15 protein-coding genes are annotated in these 12,804 nt (G+C 71.9%); 5 read left to right on the top strand and 10 right to left on the bottom strand.

Translation table 11 applies throughout. From position 1 onward, the window contains the following. Positions 1-155 precede the first annotated feature (155 nt). The 3 genes from AB0B97_RS15785 to AB0B97_RS15775 all read right to left on the bottom strand — a co-directional run bounded on the left by AB0B97_RS15785 (position 156) and on the right by AB0B97_RS15775 (position 2,926). A complete protein-coding gene (locus AB0B97_RS15785; RefSeq protein ID WP_357494148.1) occupies positions 156-1,331 on the bottom strand; it encodes a cysteine desulfurase family protein in 1,176 nt (391 codons plus the stop codon). A 108-nt stretch (positions 1,332-1,439) separates the two neighbouring features. Continuing rightward, complete coding sequence (locus tag AB0B97_RS15780; RefSeq protein ID WP_357494146.1) at positions 1,440-2,099, bottom strand: class F sortase; 660 nt, start codon at positions 2,097-2,099, stop codon at positions 1,440-1,442. Continuing rightward, complete coding sequence (locus tag AB0B97_RS15775; protein WP_357494144.1) at positions 2,096-2,926, bottom strand: DUF4397 domain-containing protein; 831 nt, start codon at positions 2,924-2,926, stop codon at positions 2,096-2,098. The genes AB0B97_RS15780 and AB0B97_RS15775 overlap by 4 nt, the downstream gene beginning before the upstream one ends. 227 nt (positions 2,927-3,153) lie before the next feature. Between AB0B97_RS15775 and AB0B97_RS15770 the strand changes: the two genes are divergently transcribed. Together AB0B97_RS15770 and AB0B97_RS15765 are read left to right on the top strand one after the other, a co-directional pair. Beyond that, positions 3,154-3,756, top strand: coding sequence for a sigma-70 family RNA polymerase sigma factor (locus AB0B97_RS15770; RefSeq protein ID WP_234581334.1), 603 nt, complete (start codon positions 3,154-3,156; stop codon positions 3,754-3,756). Next, complete coding sequence (locus AB0B97_RS15765; protein WP_357494142.1) at positions 3,710-4,528, top strand: anti-sigma factor; 819 nt, start codon at positions 3,710-3,712, stop codon at positions 4,526-4,528. Before AB0B97_RS15770 ends, AB0B97_RS15765 begins: the two co-directional genes overlap by 47 nt. Positions 4,529-4,623: 95 nt before the next feature. Here the strand turns inward: AB0B97_RS15765 and AB0B97_RS15760 are convergent, their stop codons facing one another. From AB0B97_RS15760 to AB0B97_RS15745, 4 genes are all read right to left on the bottom strand, one after another. Further along, positions 4,624-5,583: an electron transfer flavoprotein subunit alpha/FixB family protein gene (locus AB0B97_RS15760; protein WP_234581336.1), complete on the bottom strand. Its 960-nt coding sequence runs from the start codon at positions 5,581-5,583 to the stop codon at positions 4,624-4,626. Positions 5,584-5,598: 15 nt separating this feature from the next. After that, positions 5,599-6,378, bottom strand: a complete 780-nt coding sequence (locus AB0B97_RS15755) for an electron transfer flavoprotein subunit beta/FixA family protein (RefSeq protein ID WP_344357351.1) — start codon at positions 6,376-6,378, stop codon at positions 5,599-5,601. Between the two features lie 187 nt (positions 6,379-6,565). After that, positions 6,566-6,979, bottom strand: a complete 414-nt coding sequence (locus tag AB0B97_RS15750) for a hypothetical protein (RefSeq protein WP_354855213.1) — start codon at positions 6,977-6,979, stop codon at positions 6,566-6,568. After that, on the bottom strand, positions 6,976-7,773 hold the full coding sequence (locus AB0B97_RS15745; RefSeq protein ID WP_357494139.1) for a GNAT family N-acetyltransferase: 798 nt from the start codon (positions 7,771-7,773) through the stop codon (positions 6,976-6,978). Before AB0B97_RS15745 ends, AB0B97_RS15750 begins: the two co-directional genes overlap by 4 nt. 42 nt (positions 7,774-7,815) lie before the next feature. Between AB0B97_RS15745 and AB0B97_RS15740 the strand changes: the two genes are divergently transcribed. From AB0B97_RS15740 to AB0B97_RS15730, 3 genes are read left to right on the top strand one after another with little or no spacing between them, the layout of a single operon-like run. Next, entirely contained in the window at positions 7,816-8,208 is a 393-nt protein-coding gene (locus tag AB0B97_RS15740) for a DUF202 domain-containing protein (RefSeq protein ID WP_354855211.1), read from the top strand. Beyond that, entirely contained in the window at positions 8,205-8,510 is a 306-nt protein-coding gene (locus tag AB0B97_RS15735; RefSeq protein WP_357494137.1) for a DUF202 domain-containing protein, read from the top strand. The genes AB0B97_RS15740 and AB0B97_RS15735 overlap by 4 nt, the downstream gene beginning before the upstream one ends. A 27-nt stretch (positions 8,511-8,537) precedes the next feature. Further along, positions 8,538-8,954 (top strand): PLD nuclease N-terminal domain-containing protein, encoded by a 417-nt coding sequence (locus AB0B97_RS15730; RefSeq protein ID WP_357494135.1) that lies wholly within the window; start codon positions 8,538-8,540, stop codon positions 8,952-8,954. Between the two features lie 24 nt (positions 8,955-8,978). Here the strand turns inward: AB0B97_RS15730 and AB0B97_RS15725 are convergent, their stop codons facing one another. The 3 genes from AB0B97_RS15725 to AB0B97_RS15715 all read right to left on the bottom strand — a co-directional run bounded on the left by AB0B97_RS15725 (position 8,979) and on the right by AB0B97_RS15715 (position 12,550). After that, on the bottom strand, positions 8,979-9,788 hold the full coding sequence (locus tag AB0B97_RS15725; RefSeq protein WP_357494133.1) for an ABC transporter permease: 810 nt from the start codon (positions 9,786-9,788) through the stop codon (positions 8,979-8,981). Next, positions 9,785-10,756: an ATP-binding cassette domain-containing protein gene (locus AB0B97_RS15720; protein WP_357494131.1), complete on the bottom strand. Its 972-nt coding sequence runs from the start codon at positions 10,754-10,756 to the stop codon at positions 9,785-9,787. The genes AB0B97_RS15725 and AB0B97_RS15720 overlap by 4 nt, the downstream gene beginning before the upstream one ends. 171 nt (positions 10,757-10,927) lie before the next feature. After that, a complete protein-coding gene (locus AB0B97_RS15715; RefSeq protein WP_357494129.1) occupies positions 10,928-12,550 on the bottom strand; it encodes an acetolactate synthase in 1,623 nt (540 codons plus the stop codon). Positions 12,551-12,804 lie beyond the last annotated feature (254 nt).

Raw genomic sequence — 12,804 nt, 5'->3', positions numbered from 1 at the left:
ACCCTAACCACCAGCCCACCCAACCCCCACCCCCACGCCCAGCGCCCACGCCCCCAGCGCGTCGATCATGAAGTTGTTGTCCTGCCGATCGGCGTGTCGCGGCAACAACTTCATGATCAACGGGGGCTAGCCGCCCGGGCCTGCCCGGGGGGGGGTTAGCGGGGGGTGCGGGGGGCTGCTGCTCGGCGGGCTCGTTCCACTGCTGCCGGGAGGGCTGCGACGAGGGCGTCGATCTCGGCCTGGGTGCTGGTGTGGCCGAGGGTGAAACGCAGGGAGGAACGGGCGCGGTCGTCGTCGGCGCCCATCGCCAGCAGGACGTGCGAGGGCTGGGCCACTCCCGCCGAGCAGGCCGAACCCGTTGAGCAGGCGATGCCCTGGGCGTCCAGCAGGAGCAGCAGGGCGTCGCCCTCGCAGCCCGGGAAGGAGAAGTGCGCGTTGCCGGGCAGCCGGTCGGTCGGATCACCGTTGTAGACCACCTCGGGCACCGCCCGACGGACCCGCTCGATCAGATCGTCGCGGAGCGCGGCGACCCGGGCCGCGTACTCCTGCTGGCCCTTCACTGCCGTCTCGACGGCGACCGCGAAGGCGACGATGCCCGCGGTGTCCAGCGTGCCGGAACGGACGTCGCGTTCCTGGCCGCCACCGTGCAGCAGCGGGACGGCCGCGACGTCCCGGCCGAGCAGCAGCGCGCCCACCCCGATCGGGCCGCCCAGCTTGTGCCCGGTGACGGTGAGCGCGGCGGCCCCGCTGGCGGCGAAGTCGACGGGCACCTGACCGACGGCCTGGATGGCGTCGGTGTGGAAGGGCACGCCGTGCTCGGCGGCGACGGCGGCCAGCTCGGCCACCGGCTGTACGGTGCCGACCTCGTTGTTGGCCCACATGGCGGTGACCAGGGCCACCCGGTCGGCATGCGCGGTCAGCTCGGCACGCAGGGTCTCCGGGTCGAGACGACCGGCGGAGTCCACCGGCAGCCAGCCGACCTCGGCTCTCTCGTGCTCGATGAGCCAGTCGACCGAATCCAGCACGGCGTGGTGCTCGACGGCGCTGGAGATCACCCGTCGGCGGTCGGGGCCGGCGCCCCGGCGGGCCCAGAAGATGCCCTTGACCGCGAGGTTGTCGCTCTCCGTGCCGCCACCGGTGAAGATCACCTCGGACGGCCGGGCGCCCAGCACCGCGGCCACCCGCTCGCGCGACTCCTCGACCCGGCGACGGGCACGACGACCCGCCGCGTGCAGGGAGGACGCGTTGCCGACCTCGCGGGCGGTAGCGACGTACGCCTCCAGTGCCTCGTCGAGCATCGGAGTCGTCGCCGCGTGATCCAGGTAAGCCATCACCGTTCAGCGTACGGCCGGGTTGTCCGGGACCGGAGGGCGGAGTGGGCTCCATGCGACGGTGCCGGGGTGGGATTCCCCCACCCCGGCACCGTCGCGGCCGCCCGGTCAGGCGGGCACCGCCGTGACGACGATGTTGTCGCGGTACTTGCGGGCCTTGGCGTCGAACGGCCCGCCGCAGGTGATCAGCGTCAGTCGCGGCTTGCCGTCGCGGGCGAAGTACCGCTCCAGCGGGATCTTGGTCTTGGCGTACTCCTCCCGGGCGACGACCCGGTACTCGCGCGCCTTGCCGTCGCTGCCGGTCGCGGTCAGGGTGTCGCCCTGGTCCAGCTCGCGCAGCCGGAAGAACGCCCCCTTGCCCTGCTTTGCGCTGTCCACGTGACCGGCGATGACCACCGAACCGGCGTCCGCCTCCAGGCCGGGGCCGTAGCGGTACCAGCCGATCTGATCGACGCTGGGCGGCACCTCGAACTCGTTGGTCCGCTCGTTGATGCCTACCGCGTTGACAGTGGCCGTGACGTCGATCCCGGGGATCACCAGCCGGACCGGGGGGACGATCCCGGCGCCGGCCGGCAGCTCACCGGCGGCCACCGGCACCGACGGGTCGGCGTCGACGGCCGAGGGGGTCGCGCTGGCGGCAAGCGTGCTCGCCTCCTCGGCGCCGACGTTCCCGGCCGGCTGGGAGTTGCACGCCACCAGGGTGGCGACGGTGAGCGCGGCAACGCCGGCGGCCAGGGCCGCCAGCGCGCCGCGGTTGCGCACCGTCACTTGCGACCGGTCCGCGCGGTCGCCATCCGCACCCCACCACCGAGCAGCAGGAGTACGCCGGCACCGGCCAGCGCGTACCACCAGGTCTGCACGCCGGTGCCCGCCTGGCCACCGTCACCGCTCGGCACGCCGCCCGGGGCGGAGTGCAGGCCGGTGATCGTCTGGGCCACCACGTCGAGGTTCTTGTCCTCGGCCGAGCCGATCGCGTAGACGATCGTGGCAGTGCCCTCCTTGAGGTTGAGGTCCGCCGGGCCGATGGCCACGGTGTCGGTGCCGGCCAGCACCACGTCCGCCTTCACCGTGCCGGCGTCGACGTCGGCCTTGGCCTCCTTCGGGTTGGTCAGGCCCTTGAAGACCGGGGTGCCACCGGCACGCACGTCGACCGCCGGGGCGGCGGCGGTGTGCCGGACGATCAGCCGGGCCTTACCGGCGTCGACCTTCGAGACGTCGTTCACGAACGGCGTGATCTTCGGCTTGCCGGCGGCGTCGAGGTGGGCGGCGAGGCTGATGTTCGCCCCACCCGGCACCTCGGCGTTGTCGACCTTGAGGATCGCGCTGCCGACCGGCTCGCCCGGCTTGGTGAGGGCGATGTCGTACTCGCCCTCGGCCAGGTTCAGCGGGCCGGCCACGTCACCGGGCTTGAAGTTGTTGAGCGTCTTCTTGCCGTTGACGTAGACGTCGACAGGGGTGTCCGGGATGCCGTGCACGACGGAGACCTTCGAGGTGGCGGCGTACGCGGGGCTGGCGGTGAACGCGGCGACGCCGGCGAAGGCCAACGCGGCGACGGCGCCGCCCGCGGCGACCCGACGGAAGTACGAGAGCTGCATGTCTGCCTCCTGGTGATTGGTGCTGATTCAGGCCTGGCTTGCAGAACGGGTTACGCCGGCTCCGCGACGGCTGGATGCGCCCTCGACGCGATTTCTTTTTCCGGCCACCACCGCATCCGGATCGGGTCCGACGGACGAAGAGCTGGTGAGATGACATCGACCGGGAAAGTGGGGCGGGGACTGTGGCAGCTACAGTCGGGTATGCCCCATCGAAGGCGGGACGCCTGATGACGGCGCTACCACAACAACCGGACCCACCGGTGGACGACCTCGCGCCCCGGTTTCGGTCCGGCGACGAGGTGGCGCTGCGCGAGGCGTACGACCGCTACGGCCGTGCCGTCCTCCACCTGGCCACCTCCATGCTGGCCAACCGCGCCGACGCCGAGGATGTGACGCAGGCGACGTTCGTGGCCGCCTGGCTGGGAAGGGACACCTTCGATCCGGCCAAGGGGTCGTTGATCGGCTGGCTGCTCGGCATCGGCCGGCGCAAGGTGATCGACCGGATGCGGGCCACGGCGCGGGAGACCCGCGTGGTGGAGACGGTCCGGCAGTTGCCCGAGCCGGCGCAGTCGACACCGGACCCGGACCGGGTGGTGGACCGGCTGGTCATCGCGGACGAGCTGGCACGCCTGCCCGACGACCAGCGACGCATGCTGGAGCTGGCCTTCTACGACGACCTGACACACCAGCAGATAGCCACGGTGACCGGGGTGCCGCTGGGCACAGTGAAGAGTCACATCCGGCGCGGCATGGCGAGCTTGAAACGCAGATGGGAGGTGGACGGTGCAGCACCTGGAGCACGAGCGGCTGGTTTTTCTGGCGCTCGGTGAGAGCGACGCGGACAACGGGGAGAGCACCCACCTCGACACCTGCGCGCACTGCCGCGCGGAGCTGACGGCTCTGCGGCAGGTGGCCGGGCTCGGCGTGGAGACGCAGGGTCTCGGTGACCTGCCCGACCCGCCGGAGCACATCTGGCGGGGCATCGCCGCCGAGATCAGGGCGGCCGAGGCCGTACCGTCGCTGACCGAGGCCCGCCGGCAGCAGGCCGCCGAGCAGGCGACGATCGGGCAGCGGCCGGGTGGCTCGCCGACCGCGCCTGCGGCGCCGGATGTCGCGGGCCCCGGACGGGGCGGCCGGTCACGGTCGCGTCGGCGTGCCGGTTGGTCGCGCTGGGCGGCCACCGCGGTGACCGCCGTCGCGGCGGCGGCGGTCGGCGTGGTGGGCACCGTCTCGGTGCTGCGCCCGGACGACCCGGCGCCCGCTCCGACGCCCGCGGTGCTGGCCAGCGCGCCCCTGGCGGCCTTCGGTTCGACGCCGAAGTCCGCCCAGGGTGACGCGCGGGTTCTGCAGAGCGGCCAACTGCATCTGCATGTGGCGAATCTCCCGCGCGTGCCGGGGTACTACGAGGTCTGGCTCATCAACCCGACGAACATGGAGATGTTCTCGATCGGCACCCTCGGTGTCGACTCGGACGCTCTGCTGCCCCTGCCTCCGAATGTCGACCTCAAGAGCTACTCGGTGGTCGACGTCTCCGCTGAGAAGTACGACAACAACACCCGCCACTCCGGCGACAGCCTGTTGAGAGGCACCCTGACGGGCTGATCAGCGGGCCGGCTCAGCTCCCCGGCCCGCTGATCAGCTCCCCACGAAAAAGTGGCCGCCCGGCGACGGGCGGCCACTTTTCGGTTCCTGCACTGTCACTTACGCTTGCGGATCTCCTCGGCGGCCTGCGGGACGATCTTGAACAGGTCGCCCACCACGCCGAAGTCGGCCAACTCGAAGATCGGTGCCTCGCCGTCCTTGTTGACGGCGACGATCGTCTTCGAGGTCTGCATGCCGGCCCGGTGCTGGATGGCGCCGGAGATGCCGAGCGCGACGTAGAGCTGCGGAGAGACCGTCTTGCCGGTCTGACCCACCTGGAACTGGTGCGGGTAGAAGCCGGAGTCGACAGCCGCACGGGACGCGCCGACGGCGCCGCCGAGCAGGTCGGCCAGCTCCTCGACCAGCTTGAAGTTGTCGGCGTTGCCGACACCCCGGCCACCGGAGACGACGACGCCGGCCTCGGTCAGCTCGGGGCGGGAGCCCTTCTGCTCGGCGACCCGCTCGACGACCTTGGCCAGCTTGTCGGTGTCGGTGACCGACACGGTCAGCTGCTCGATCGCCGGGCTCGCGGCGGCCGGGGCCGGGGTGACCGAGTTGGGCCGGACGGTGACCAGCGGCAGACCCTTGGTGACCTTGGACTTGACGATGGTGGAGCCGGCGAAGGCGACCTGGGTGGCGGTGCCGTCGGCGGCCAGGCCGACCACGTCGGTCAGGATGCCGTTGTCCAGCTTGACGGCGAGGCGGGCGGCGATCTCCTTGCCCTCCTGAGCCGAGGCCAGCAGCACGGCGGCCGGCTGCACCCGGTTGACCAGCTCGGCCAGCACGGTCGCCTTGGGGGCCACCAGGTAGCCGTCGATCTCGTCACCCTCGGCGGCGTAGATCTTCTCCGCGCCGTACTCGCCCAGCTTGGCGCTCAGCGCCTCGGCCGCGCCGGCGCCACCGAGCACCACGGCGCTCGGGGTGCCCAGCTCACGCGCGAGGGTGAGCATCTCCAGGGTGACCTTCTTGACGCCGAATTCCTTGGTGGCTTCGACGACGACGAGAACCTCAGACATGTCAGAACCCCCCTCTCACACGAACTTCTCGGTGGCGAGGAACTCGACCAGCTTGACGCCGCCCTCGCCCTCATCGGTGATCTTGGCGCCGCCGGAGCGCGGCGGGCGCTTGGTGTGCTCGACGACGGCGCTTGTCGCACCGTCGAAGCCCACCTCGGTCGGCGCGACGCCGAGGTCGGCCAGGGAGAACGTCTGCACCGGCTTCTTCTTGGCCGCCATGATGCCCTTGAACGAGGGGTAGCGCGGCTCGTTGATGGTGTCCCACACGGAGACCACGGCCGGGGTGGAGGCGGTGACGACCTCGTAGCCCTCCTCGGTCTGCCGCTCGACGGTCAGCGTGGCGCCGTCGACGGTGAGCTTGCGGGCGCCGGTGAGCGCCGCGACGCCGAGCCGCTCGGCGATCATGTGCGGCATGACCTGGACCCGGCCGTCGGTGGACTCGGCGCCGCAGATCACCAGGTCGGCGTTGAGCTGACCGAGGGCGGCGGCGAGCACCTTCGAGGTGGCCACGGCGCAGGAACCGTGCAGGGCGTCGTCCACGACGTGCACGGCCTTGTCCGGGCCCATGGAGAGCGCCTTACGGATCGACTCGGTCGCCCGGTCCGGACCCATCGTCAGGATGGTGACCTCGCCACCGTGCGCCTCCTTGATCTTCAGCGCCTCCTCGATGGCGTACTCGTCCATCTCGTTGATCACGTTGTTCGCCGAACCGCGGTCGACGGTGTTGTCGTCATTGCGCAGGTTGCGGTCCGCGCCCGAATCAGGCACCTGCTTGACGAGTACGACGATATTCATCGCGCTTCGACGACCCTCCTGTGTGGTGTTGCGATTGGCTCGCCCGGTTGGGCCGCAGCCTCGCGCGTCGGTCGACGCCAGGTCAACCGCGGGCTGCTGTGCAGTTGCCCACGGCGCAATGTTACCTGCCAGTAGGTTGCGACCACCGGGCACTCAGAGTGACACAGCTCACCGGCACCTCGTGCGGTCAGGCCGGCTCGGCCAGCGCACCCCGGATCTGGTCGATGGCGGCGGCCTCCGCCGGGGCCACCCCGTCGTGCGCGCGGGCCACCCGGTCCGCCGCGGTCAACACCACCGAGCGGTACGCCTCGACGTCGGCCGGCGACTTCTCCCGCAGGATCCGCACCGCCCGGCCGAGCGCCGGCAACACCACCGACTCGATCTCCAGCTGGGAGTCCCGGGGCAGCCGGGGCAGCGGACCGGTGGTCAGCGCCTCCTTGACCACCCCACTGGCGTCGGCCAACGCGCCGGAGGCGGCGACGCTCTCCCGGATCACGCCCAGCATCCCCGGATCGGCGTTCGAGACCAGGAAGACCGCGCCGAAGGCACCCGTCTTGAGGGTCAGGCGCTCCTCGTCCGTCAACCGCTGTTCCATGATCACGGAGTGTAGACGTACGGGGTGGTGGTGGTGACCGGGACGAGGCCGAGTCGCTCCAGGATCGGCCGGCTGTCCTCGGAACAGTCGACCTGCAGCAGCGTCCGGCCCCGCTGGTCGGCCAGCCGGGCCCGGTAGGTGACCAGCGCCCGGTAGATGCCCCGGTGCCGCCACTGCGCCAGGGTCGAGCCACCCCACAGGGTGGCGAAGCCGGTGTTCGCCGGGAAGCGCACCCAGCCGGCGCTGACCACCGTGTCGTCCACCTCCGCCACCACCACGGTGATCGAGTGCGGGTCGGCGTCGATCTCCTTGGCCAGACCCCACACGAGGTGGGAGCGGTCCTCCCGCCAGACCTCCTCCTCCATGGCGGCGATCCGCTCCAGGTCGACGCGGGCGCTCACCTCACGAAGGCGTACCCCCTCGGGGACGACGGGCAGCGCGGCGGCCAGCGGCGCGACCGGCCCGACCACGACGGTCTCCCGGTCCTCCGGCACGAAGCCGGCGGCGCGCAGCCGATCCGCCAGGTCCGCCGGTTCGTCGTGCCCGTTGAGCTTCCACTCGACCGACTGGCCGCGCTCGCGGAACAGCGCCACCTGCCGGGCGATCAGCTCGTCCAGCGCGTCGCCGGTCAACCCGCCCAGGTCGCGGTAGGTGAGGAACCCCCCGGCGTCGAGCCCGATGATCCGGACCAGCGGCCCGTCCCGCTCCACGGTCACCCCGGCCGGAACCGGGTCGGGGATCTCCGGGCGGAGCTGGTTGTCGTAGGCGGTGCGCAGCGTGGTCACATCAAGATCCGTCACCTGCTCAGGCTAAGACCCGGGGGAAGCGGATAATCTCCCAGCATGTGGGAGGTGATCAGGCGGTGGTTCGACCCGGCCGAGGCGCGGGCCGTCGGTGAGACGCCCGACTACCGGTTCTCGCTGGCCAACGAGCGGACCTTCCTGGCCTGGCTGCGCACCAGCCTGGCGCTGGTCGGTGGCGGGCTGGCCGCCGCGCAGTTCCTGCCGCAGCTGCCGATGAGCCACCTGCGGGAGGTCATCGCTGTCGCGCTGCTGCTGCTCGGCGGCGCCGTCGCGATCCGCGCCGTGGACCACTGGGCGCGTACCGAACGGGCCATCCGGCTCGGTCAGGAGCTGCCCGCCTCCCGCTTCCCCGCCGTCCTCGCCCTCGCCGTGGGCGCCGGCGCGGTGCTGCTGGTCATCGCGGTGCTGGCGCGCGCGATCGGCGGACGGTGAGCGCCGGACGCGATCCCGGGCTGCAACCGGAGCGGACCCGGCTGGCCTGGCGACGCACCCTGCTGACGCTGACCGTGGTGACCGCGCTCGCCGTCCGGTTGGCGTCCAACGGCGGCCCGTTCGGAGCGGTGGTCGCCGGTGCGGCCGTCCTGTTCTGGGGCGGCGTGCTCGTGCTCTGCTGGCCCCGCGGCACCGGCACCGGGGCCGCCCGCACCGGCGGCCGGACGTTGCCGCTGGTCGCGCTGGGCACCGTCGGGCTCGCACTGCTCGGCGTGCTGGTGACGGTTCGCGGACTGTGGTGACGGGACGCGGTGCGCCATGATGGGTGCATGGCCCGGCTGTACGTTCTCCTCTTCCTGGCGCAGATCGTCCTCGCCGTCTGCGCGCTGATCAGTTGCCTCTCCGCCGAGGAGGGCCAGATCCGCGCCCTTCCCCGGATCGCCTGGGTGCTGATCATCCTGTTCTTCCCCCTGGTCGGGTCGATCGCCTGGTTCATCGCCGGCCGGGAGCCCGGCACCGCGACCCGCACGGCGTGGCCCTCCGGCAACGGCTCCACCGACCGGCAGCCGCGCCGCCCGCTCGCTCCCGACGACGACCCGGAGTTCCTGCGCTCCGTGCAGGACCGCACCCGCCAACAGGACCAGGAGCTCTTCCGCCGCTGGGAGGAGGACCTGCGCCGGCGTGAGGACGACCTGCGCCGCCGCGACGGTGAGCCGCCCCGTGAGGGTGACCGGCCGGAGGTGTGAGCACCAGCTCGGCCGGTACGCCCCTCAGACCCGACGCCTGAGGCCGCGTACGGCCAGCGGCGCGAAGATCACCGCGATGCCGGCGCCCCACAGCAGCGTCTGGAGCACCGGCCCGGCCACCGGCCCACCGACCAGCAGGCCCCGCAGCGCGTCGGCCACCACTGTCACCGGGTTGACCTCCACCCAGTTCTGCAACCAGCCGGGCATCCGGTCGGTCGGGACGAAGATGTTGCTGGTGAAGGTCAGCGGGAAGATCACCATGAAGCCGAAGATCTGCACCTTGTCCGGTTCACTCACCAGCACCCCGACGAGCACCGAGATCCAGGACGCGGCCAGCGTGAACGCCAGCAGCAGCGCGAACGCCCCCACCACGCCGAGCACGCCGTTGCCGACCCGGAAGCCGAGGATCGACCCGACGCCGAGCAGCAGCGCGATCGACCACGCCTGCTTGACGGTGTCGGCGAGGATCCGGCCGGCCAGCGGCGCCCACCGGGCGATGGGCAGCGCCCGCAGCCGGTCGAAGACGCCCTTGGTGAGGTCGTTGTTCAGCCCGAACCCCGTCGTCATCGTGGCGAAGAGCGCGTTCTGCACCATGATGCCGGGCAGCATGAAGGTGAGGTACTCGCCGGACGAGCCGGCGATGGCCGTGCCGAAGACGTAGGTGAACAGCAGCACGAACATCACCGGCTGGATGCTGAGGTCGAGCAGCTCCATCGGGTTGTGTTTGATCTGCACGAGGCTGCGCCAGGCCAGCGTGAAGGTGTGCCGCAGCCCGGCGGCGACTCCGAGTCGCCGGGCCGGGGCGAGCGCGGGACTGAGCGTCACGGAGGTCATGCCGGGGTCCTTTCCAGGTCGGTGTCGGCCGGGGCGTCCTCGGCCCGGTGGCCGGTGAGGGAGAGGAAGACCTCGTCCAGGCTCGCGCCGCGCAGCGCCAGCTCGGCGACCGGGATCTCGGCCGCGTCGAGGCGGCTCACCATGACGGGCAGTACGCGCGGGTCGTTCACCGCGACGGTGACCGCGGTCTGTGCGACCTCGGGGGTCACGCCGGCCACCTCGCCGGCGATGGCGACCACGGTGCCCAGGTCGCTGAGGTCGACCGGACGCACGGTGAGGGTCTGCCCGCCGGTCTTCGCCTTCAGCTCCTCCGGCGTCCCCTGGGCGATCACCCGCCCGTGGTCGACCACGGCGATCTCGCCGGCGAGCTGGTCGGCCTCCTCCAGATACTGGGTGGTGAGCAGCACCGTCACCCCGTCCGCGACCAAGGTACGGACGACGTCCCACAGGTCGTTGCGGCTGCGCGGGTCCAGGCCGGTGGTCGGCTCGTCGAGGAACAGCACCTGCGGCCTACCGACCAGGCTGGCGGCGAGGTCCAGTCGCCGCCGCATCCCGCCGGAGAACGTCTTCACGGCCCGGTCGGCGGCGTCGCTCAGCCCGAAGTCGTCGAGCAGTTGCCGGCCCCGCTGCTTGGCGTCGGCCCGGCGCAGGCCGAGCAACCGCCCGATCAGCAGCAGGTTCTCCGCGCCGGTCAGGGTCTCGTCGACCGAGGCGTACTGGCCGGTGAGGCCGATCAGCTGACGCACGCGGTGGGCGTCGCGGACCACGTCGAAGCCGCCCACGGTGGCATGTCCCTCGTCGGCGCGCAGCAGGGTGGCGAGCACCCGTACCGCAGTGGTCTTGCCGGCGCCGTTCGGCCCGAGCAGACCGAAGACCGTCCCGGTCGGGACCGCCAGGTCAACTCCGGCGAGGGCGGTGGTGGCGCCGAAACGCCGCACCAGACCCTCGGCGCGGATCGCGTGGTCCATCGCAACTCCTGTCGTCTGCGGGTGATGACACCACCATGGGCGACAGGGCTGACATCCCGCCGATCCCGCGCTGACGTTACGACGACCGACGCTGACATTCCGCCTATTTAGCTGCGGGAAGACGCCGCGCCGCCGCCGCCCGCGAGGGGCGACGGCGGCGGCGGGTGCGACTCAGGCCAGGTTCGACGACCGGGGGTACGCGTCGGTCGGGTCGGTGAGCACGTTCACCAGGTACGGCACTCCGGCGTCGAACGCCCGCTTGAGGGCCGGGCCCAGGTCGGCGGCCTTGGCGACCGTCTCCCCGGCGCCGCCGAGCGCGCTGACCACCGTGTCGTAGCGCAGCTCGGGCTGGAGGTCGGCGGCGACGTCGTAGCCGTACATGGCCTTCATCGGGTGCTTCTCCAGCCCCCAGATGCCGTTGTTGCCGACGACGATCACCACCGGCAGCTTCTGGCGGACCAGCGACTCGACGTCCATCAGCGAGAAGCCGGCCGCGCCATCGCCCATCAGCACGCAGATCTGCCGGTCCGGGTGGCTGACCCGGGCGCCCATCGCGTAGCCCATTCCGGTGCCCAGGCAGCCGTACGGGCCCGGGTCCAGCCAGGTGCCGGGCTGCGACGGCTCCAGGTACCGACCGGCGTACGAGACGAAGTCGCCGCCGTCACCGATGGTGATCGCGTCCGGGGCGAGGGCCCGGCGCAGTTCGCCGTAGATGCGGGCCGGCCGGATCGGGTCGGTCTCGGCGGCCATCTCGGCGGCGTCCCGGGCCTTCGCCGCGTCCTCGGCGACCCGCAGGTCGGCGATCCAGTCGGTGTGGTCGGCCCGGTCACCGGCGTGGTCGGCCAGCGCGGAGAGGATCAGGCGCAGGTCGCCGGCCGGGGCCACGGCCGGCTGCACGTGCGTGGCGCGCTGGCTTGGCGCGTCGACGATGTGCACCACCTTGGCGTCGCCGAAGTCCCCGAAGCTGAGCCGGAAGTCCAGCGGCGTGCCGACCACCACAACGACGTCGGCGCCGGAGAGCGCGGCGCGGCGGGCCTTGGCGAAGGCGAGGGGATGCTCCGGGGGCAGGGAGCCGCGGCCCATGCCGTTGGTGAAGACCGGCACCTGCAACGCCTCGGCCGCCTCGCGCAGGGCGGCCACCGCGTCGCCCGCGTACACGTCCGAGCCGGCGATGATGACCGGCCGCTGCGCACCGGCGATCAGCGTCGCGGCCCGGCTGACCTCGTCCGGGTCCGGCTCGACGGGGTCGACGCCGGACGGCGCGGGCAGGTCGGCGTCGGCGACCGAGAAGACGGTCTCCAGCGGGAAGTCCAGGAAGACCGGTCCGCGGTGCGGGGTAAGCGCGGCGGTGAGGGCCGCGCCCACCGCACGCGGGATGTCGTCGGTGCTGAACACCGTCTCGGCGTGCTTGGTGACCGGGGCGACCAGCGGCAGGTGGTCCATCTCCTGGAGGCTGCCCGATCCCCAGCGGAACGCTGGTGCCCGGCCACCGAGCACCAGCACCGGGGACGCGTTGAAGAAGGCGCTGGTCATGCCCGAGATGCCGTTGGTGACTCCCGGCCCGGCGGTGAGCACGGCGAGGCCGGGACGGCGCTGGAGCTTGGCCACCGCCTCGGCGGCGAAGACCGCGGACTGCTCGTGCCGGACGTCGTAGATCGGGAAGTCGGCCTTGTGCGCGGCGTCGTACAGCGGGAAGACGTGCCCGCCGGACAGCGTGAACATCTCCCGTACGCCGTGGGCGCGTAGTGCCGCGAGGGCCAGTTCTCCGCCGTGACCCTCGATCCGCTCCGTCATTCGCCGCTCCCCTTCGTTCCTCATGACCGAGGCCCCACGCTACTGGCCGGTAGGAACAATGTGAACCGTTCTCAGCTAAGGGCCTGTTTTATAAGGGCGGTCGAGCCGAGGCGGAGTCCGGGCGGCGATCCGGCAAGGCGCGGTTTCGTCCGGATACCGGTGTTGTTTTCGGGCGAAACCCCAACCCCCGCGGGGGTCGTCCGGGGCCCCCGCACGCCGGCCCCGTAGTATAAAACACGCCCAGACCCTCAACG

Source organism: Micromonospora sp. NPDC049004, from assembly GCF_040649315.1.
In the GTDB taxonomy this organism is placed as follows: Bacteria; Actinomycetota; Actinomycetes; order Mycobacteriales; family Micromonosporaceae; genus Micromonospora.
Note: the sequence above shows the minus strand (reverse complement) of the source record. Positions and strands in the feature narration are given on the sequence as shown.

Bases quoted from the DNA above. Each gene is read 5' to 3' on its own strand.
- AB0B97_RS15785 (WP_357494148.1), bottom strand. From the start codon at position 1,331: ATGGCTTACCTGGATCACGCGGCGACGACTCCGATGCTCGACGAGGCA.
- AB0B97_RS15775 (WP_357494144.1), bottom strand. From the start codon at position 2,926: ATGCAGCTCTCGTACTTCCGTCGGGTCGCCGCGGGCGGCGCCGTCGCC.
- AB0B97_RS15725 (WP_357494133.1), bottom strand. From the start codon at position 9,788: ATGACCTCCGTGACGCTCAGTCCCGCGCTCGCCCCGGCCCGGCGACTC.
- AB0B97_RS15720 (WP_357494131.1), bottom strand. From the start codon at position 10,756: ATGGACCACGCGATCCGCGCCGAGGGTCTGGTGCGGCGTTTCGGCGCC.
- AB0B97_RS15740 (WP_354855211.1), top strand. From the start codon at position 7,816: ATGTGGGAGGTGATCAGGCGGTGGTTCGACCCGGCCGAGGCGCGGGCC.
- AB0B97_RS15730 (WP_357494135.1), top strand. From the start codon at position 8,538: ATGGCCCGGCTGTACGTTCTCCTCTTCCTGGCGCAGATCGTCCTCGCC.
- AB0B97_RS15755 (WP_344357351.1), bottom strand. From the start codon at position 6,378: ATGAATATCGTCGTACTCGTCAAGCAGGTGCCTGATTCGGGCGCGGAC.
- AB0B97_RS15770 (WP_234581334.1), top strand. From the start codon at position 3,154: ATGACGGCGCTACCACAACAACCGGACCCACCGGTGGACGACCTCGCG.
- AB0B97_RS15760 (WP_234581336.1), bottom strand. From the start codon at position 5,583: ATGTCTGAGGTTCTCGTCGTCGTCGAAGCCACCAAGGAATTCGGCGTC.
- AB0B97_RS15715 (WP_357494129.1), bottom strand. From the start codon at position 12,550: ATGACGGAGCGGATCGAGGGTCACGGCGGAGAACTGGCCCTCGCGGCA.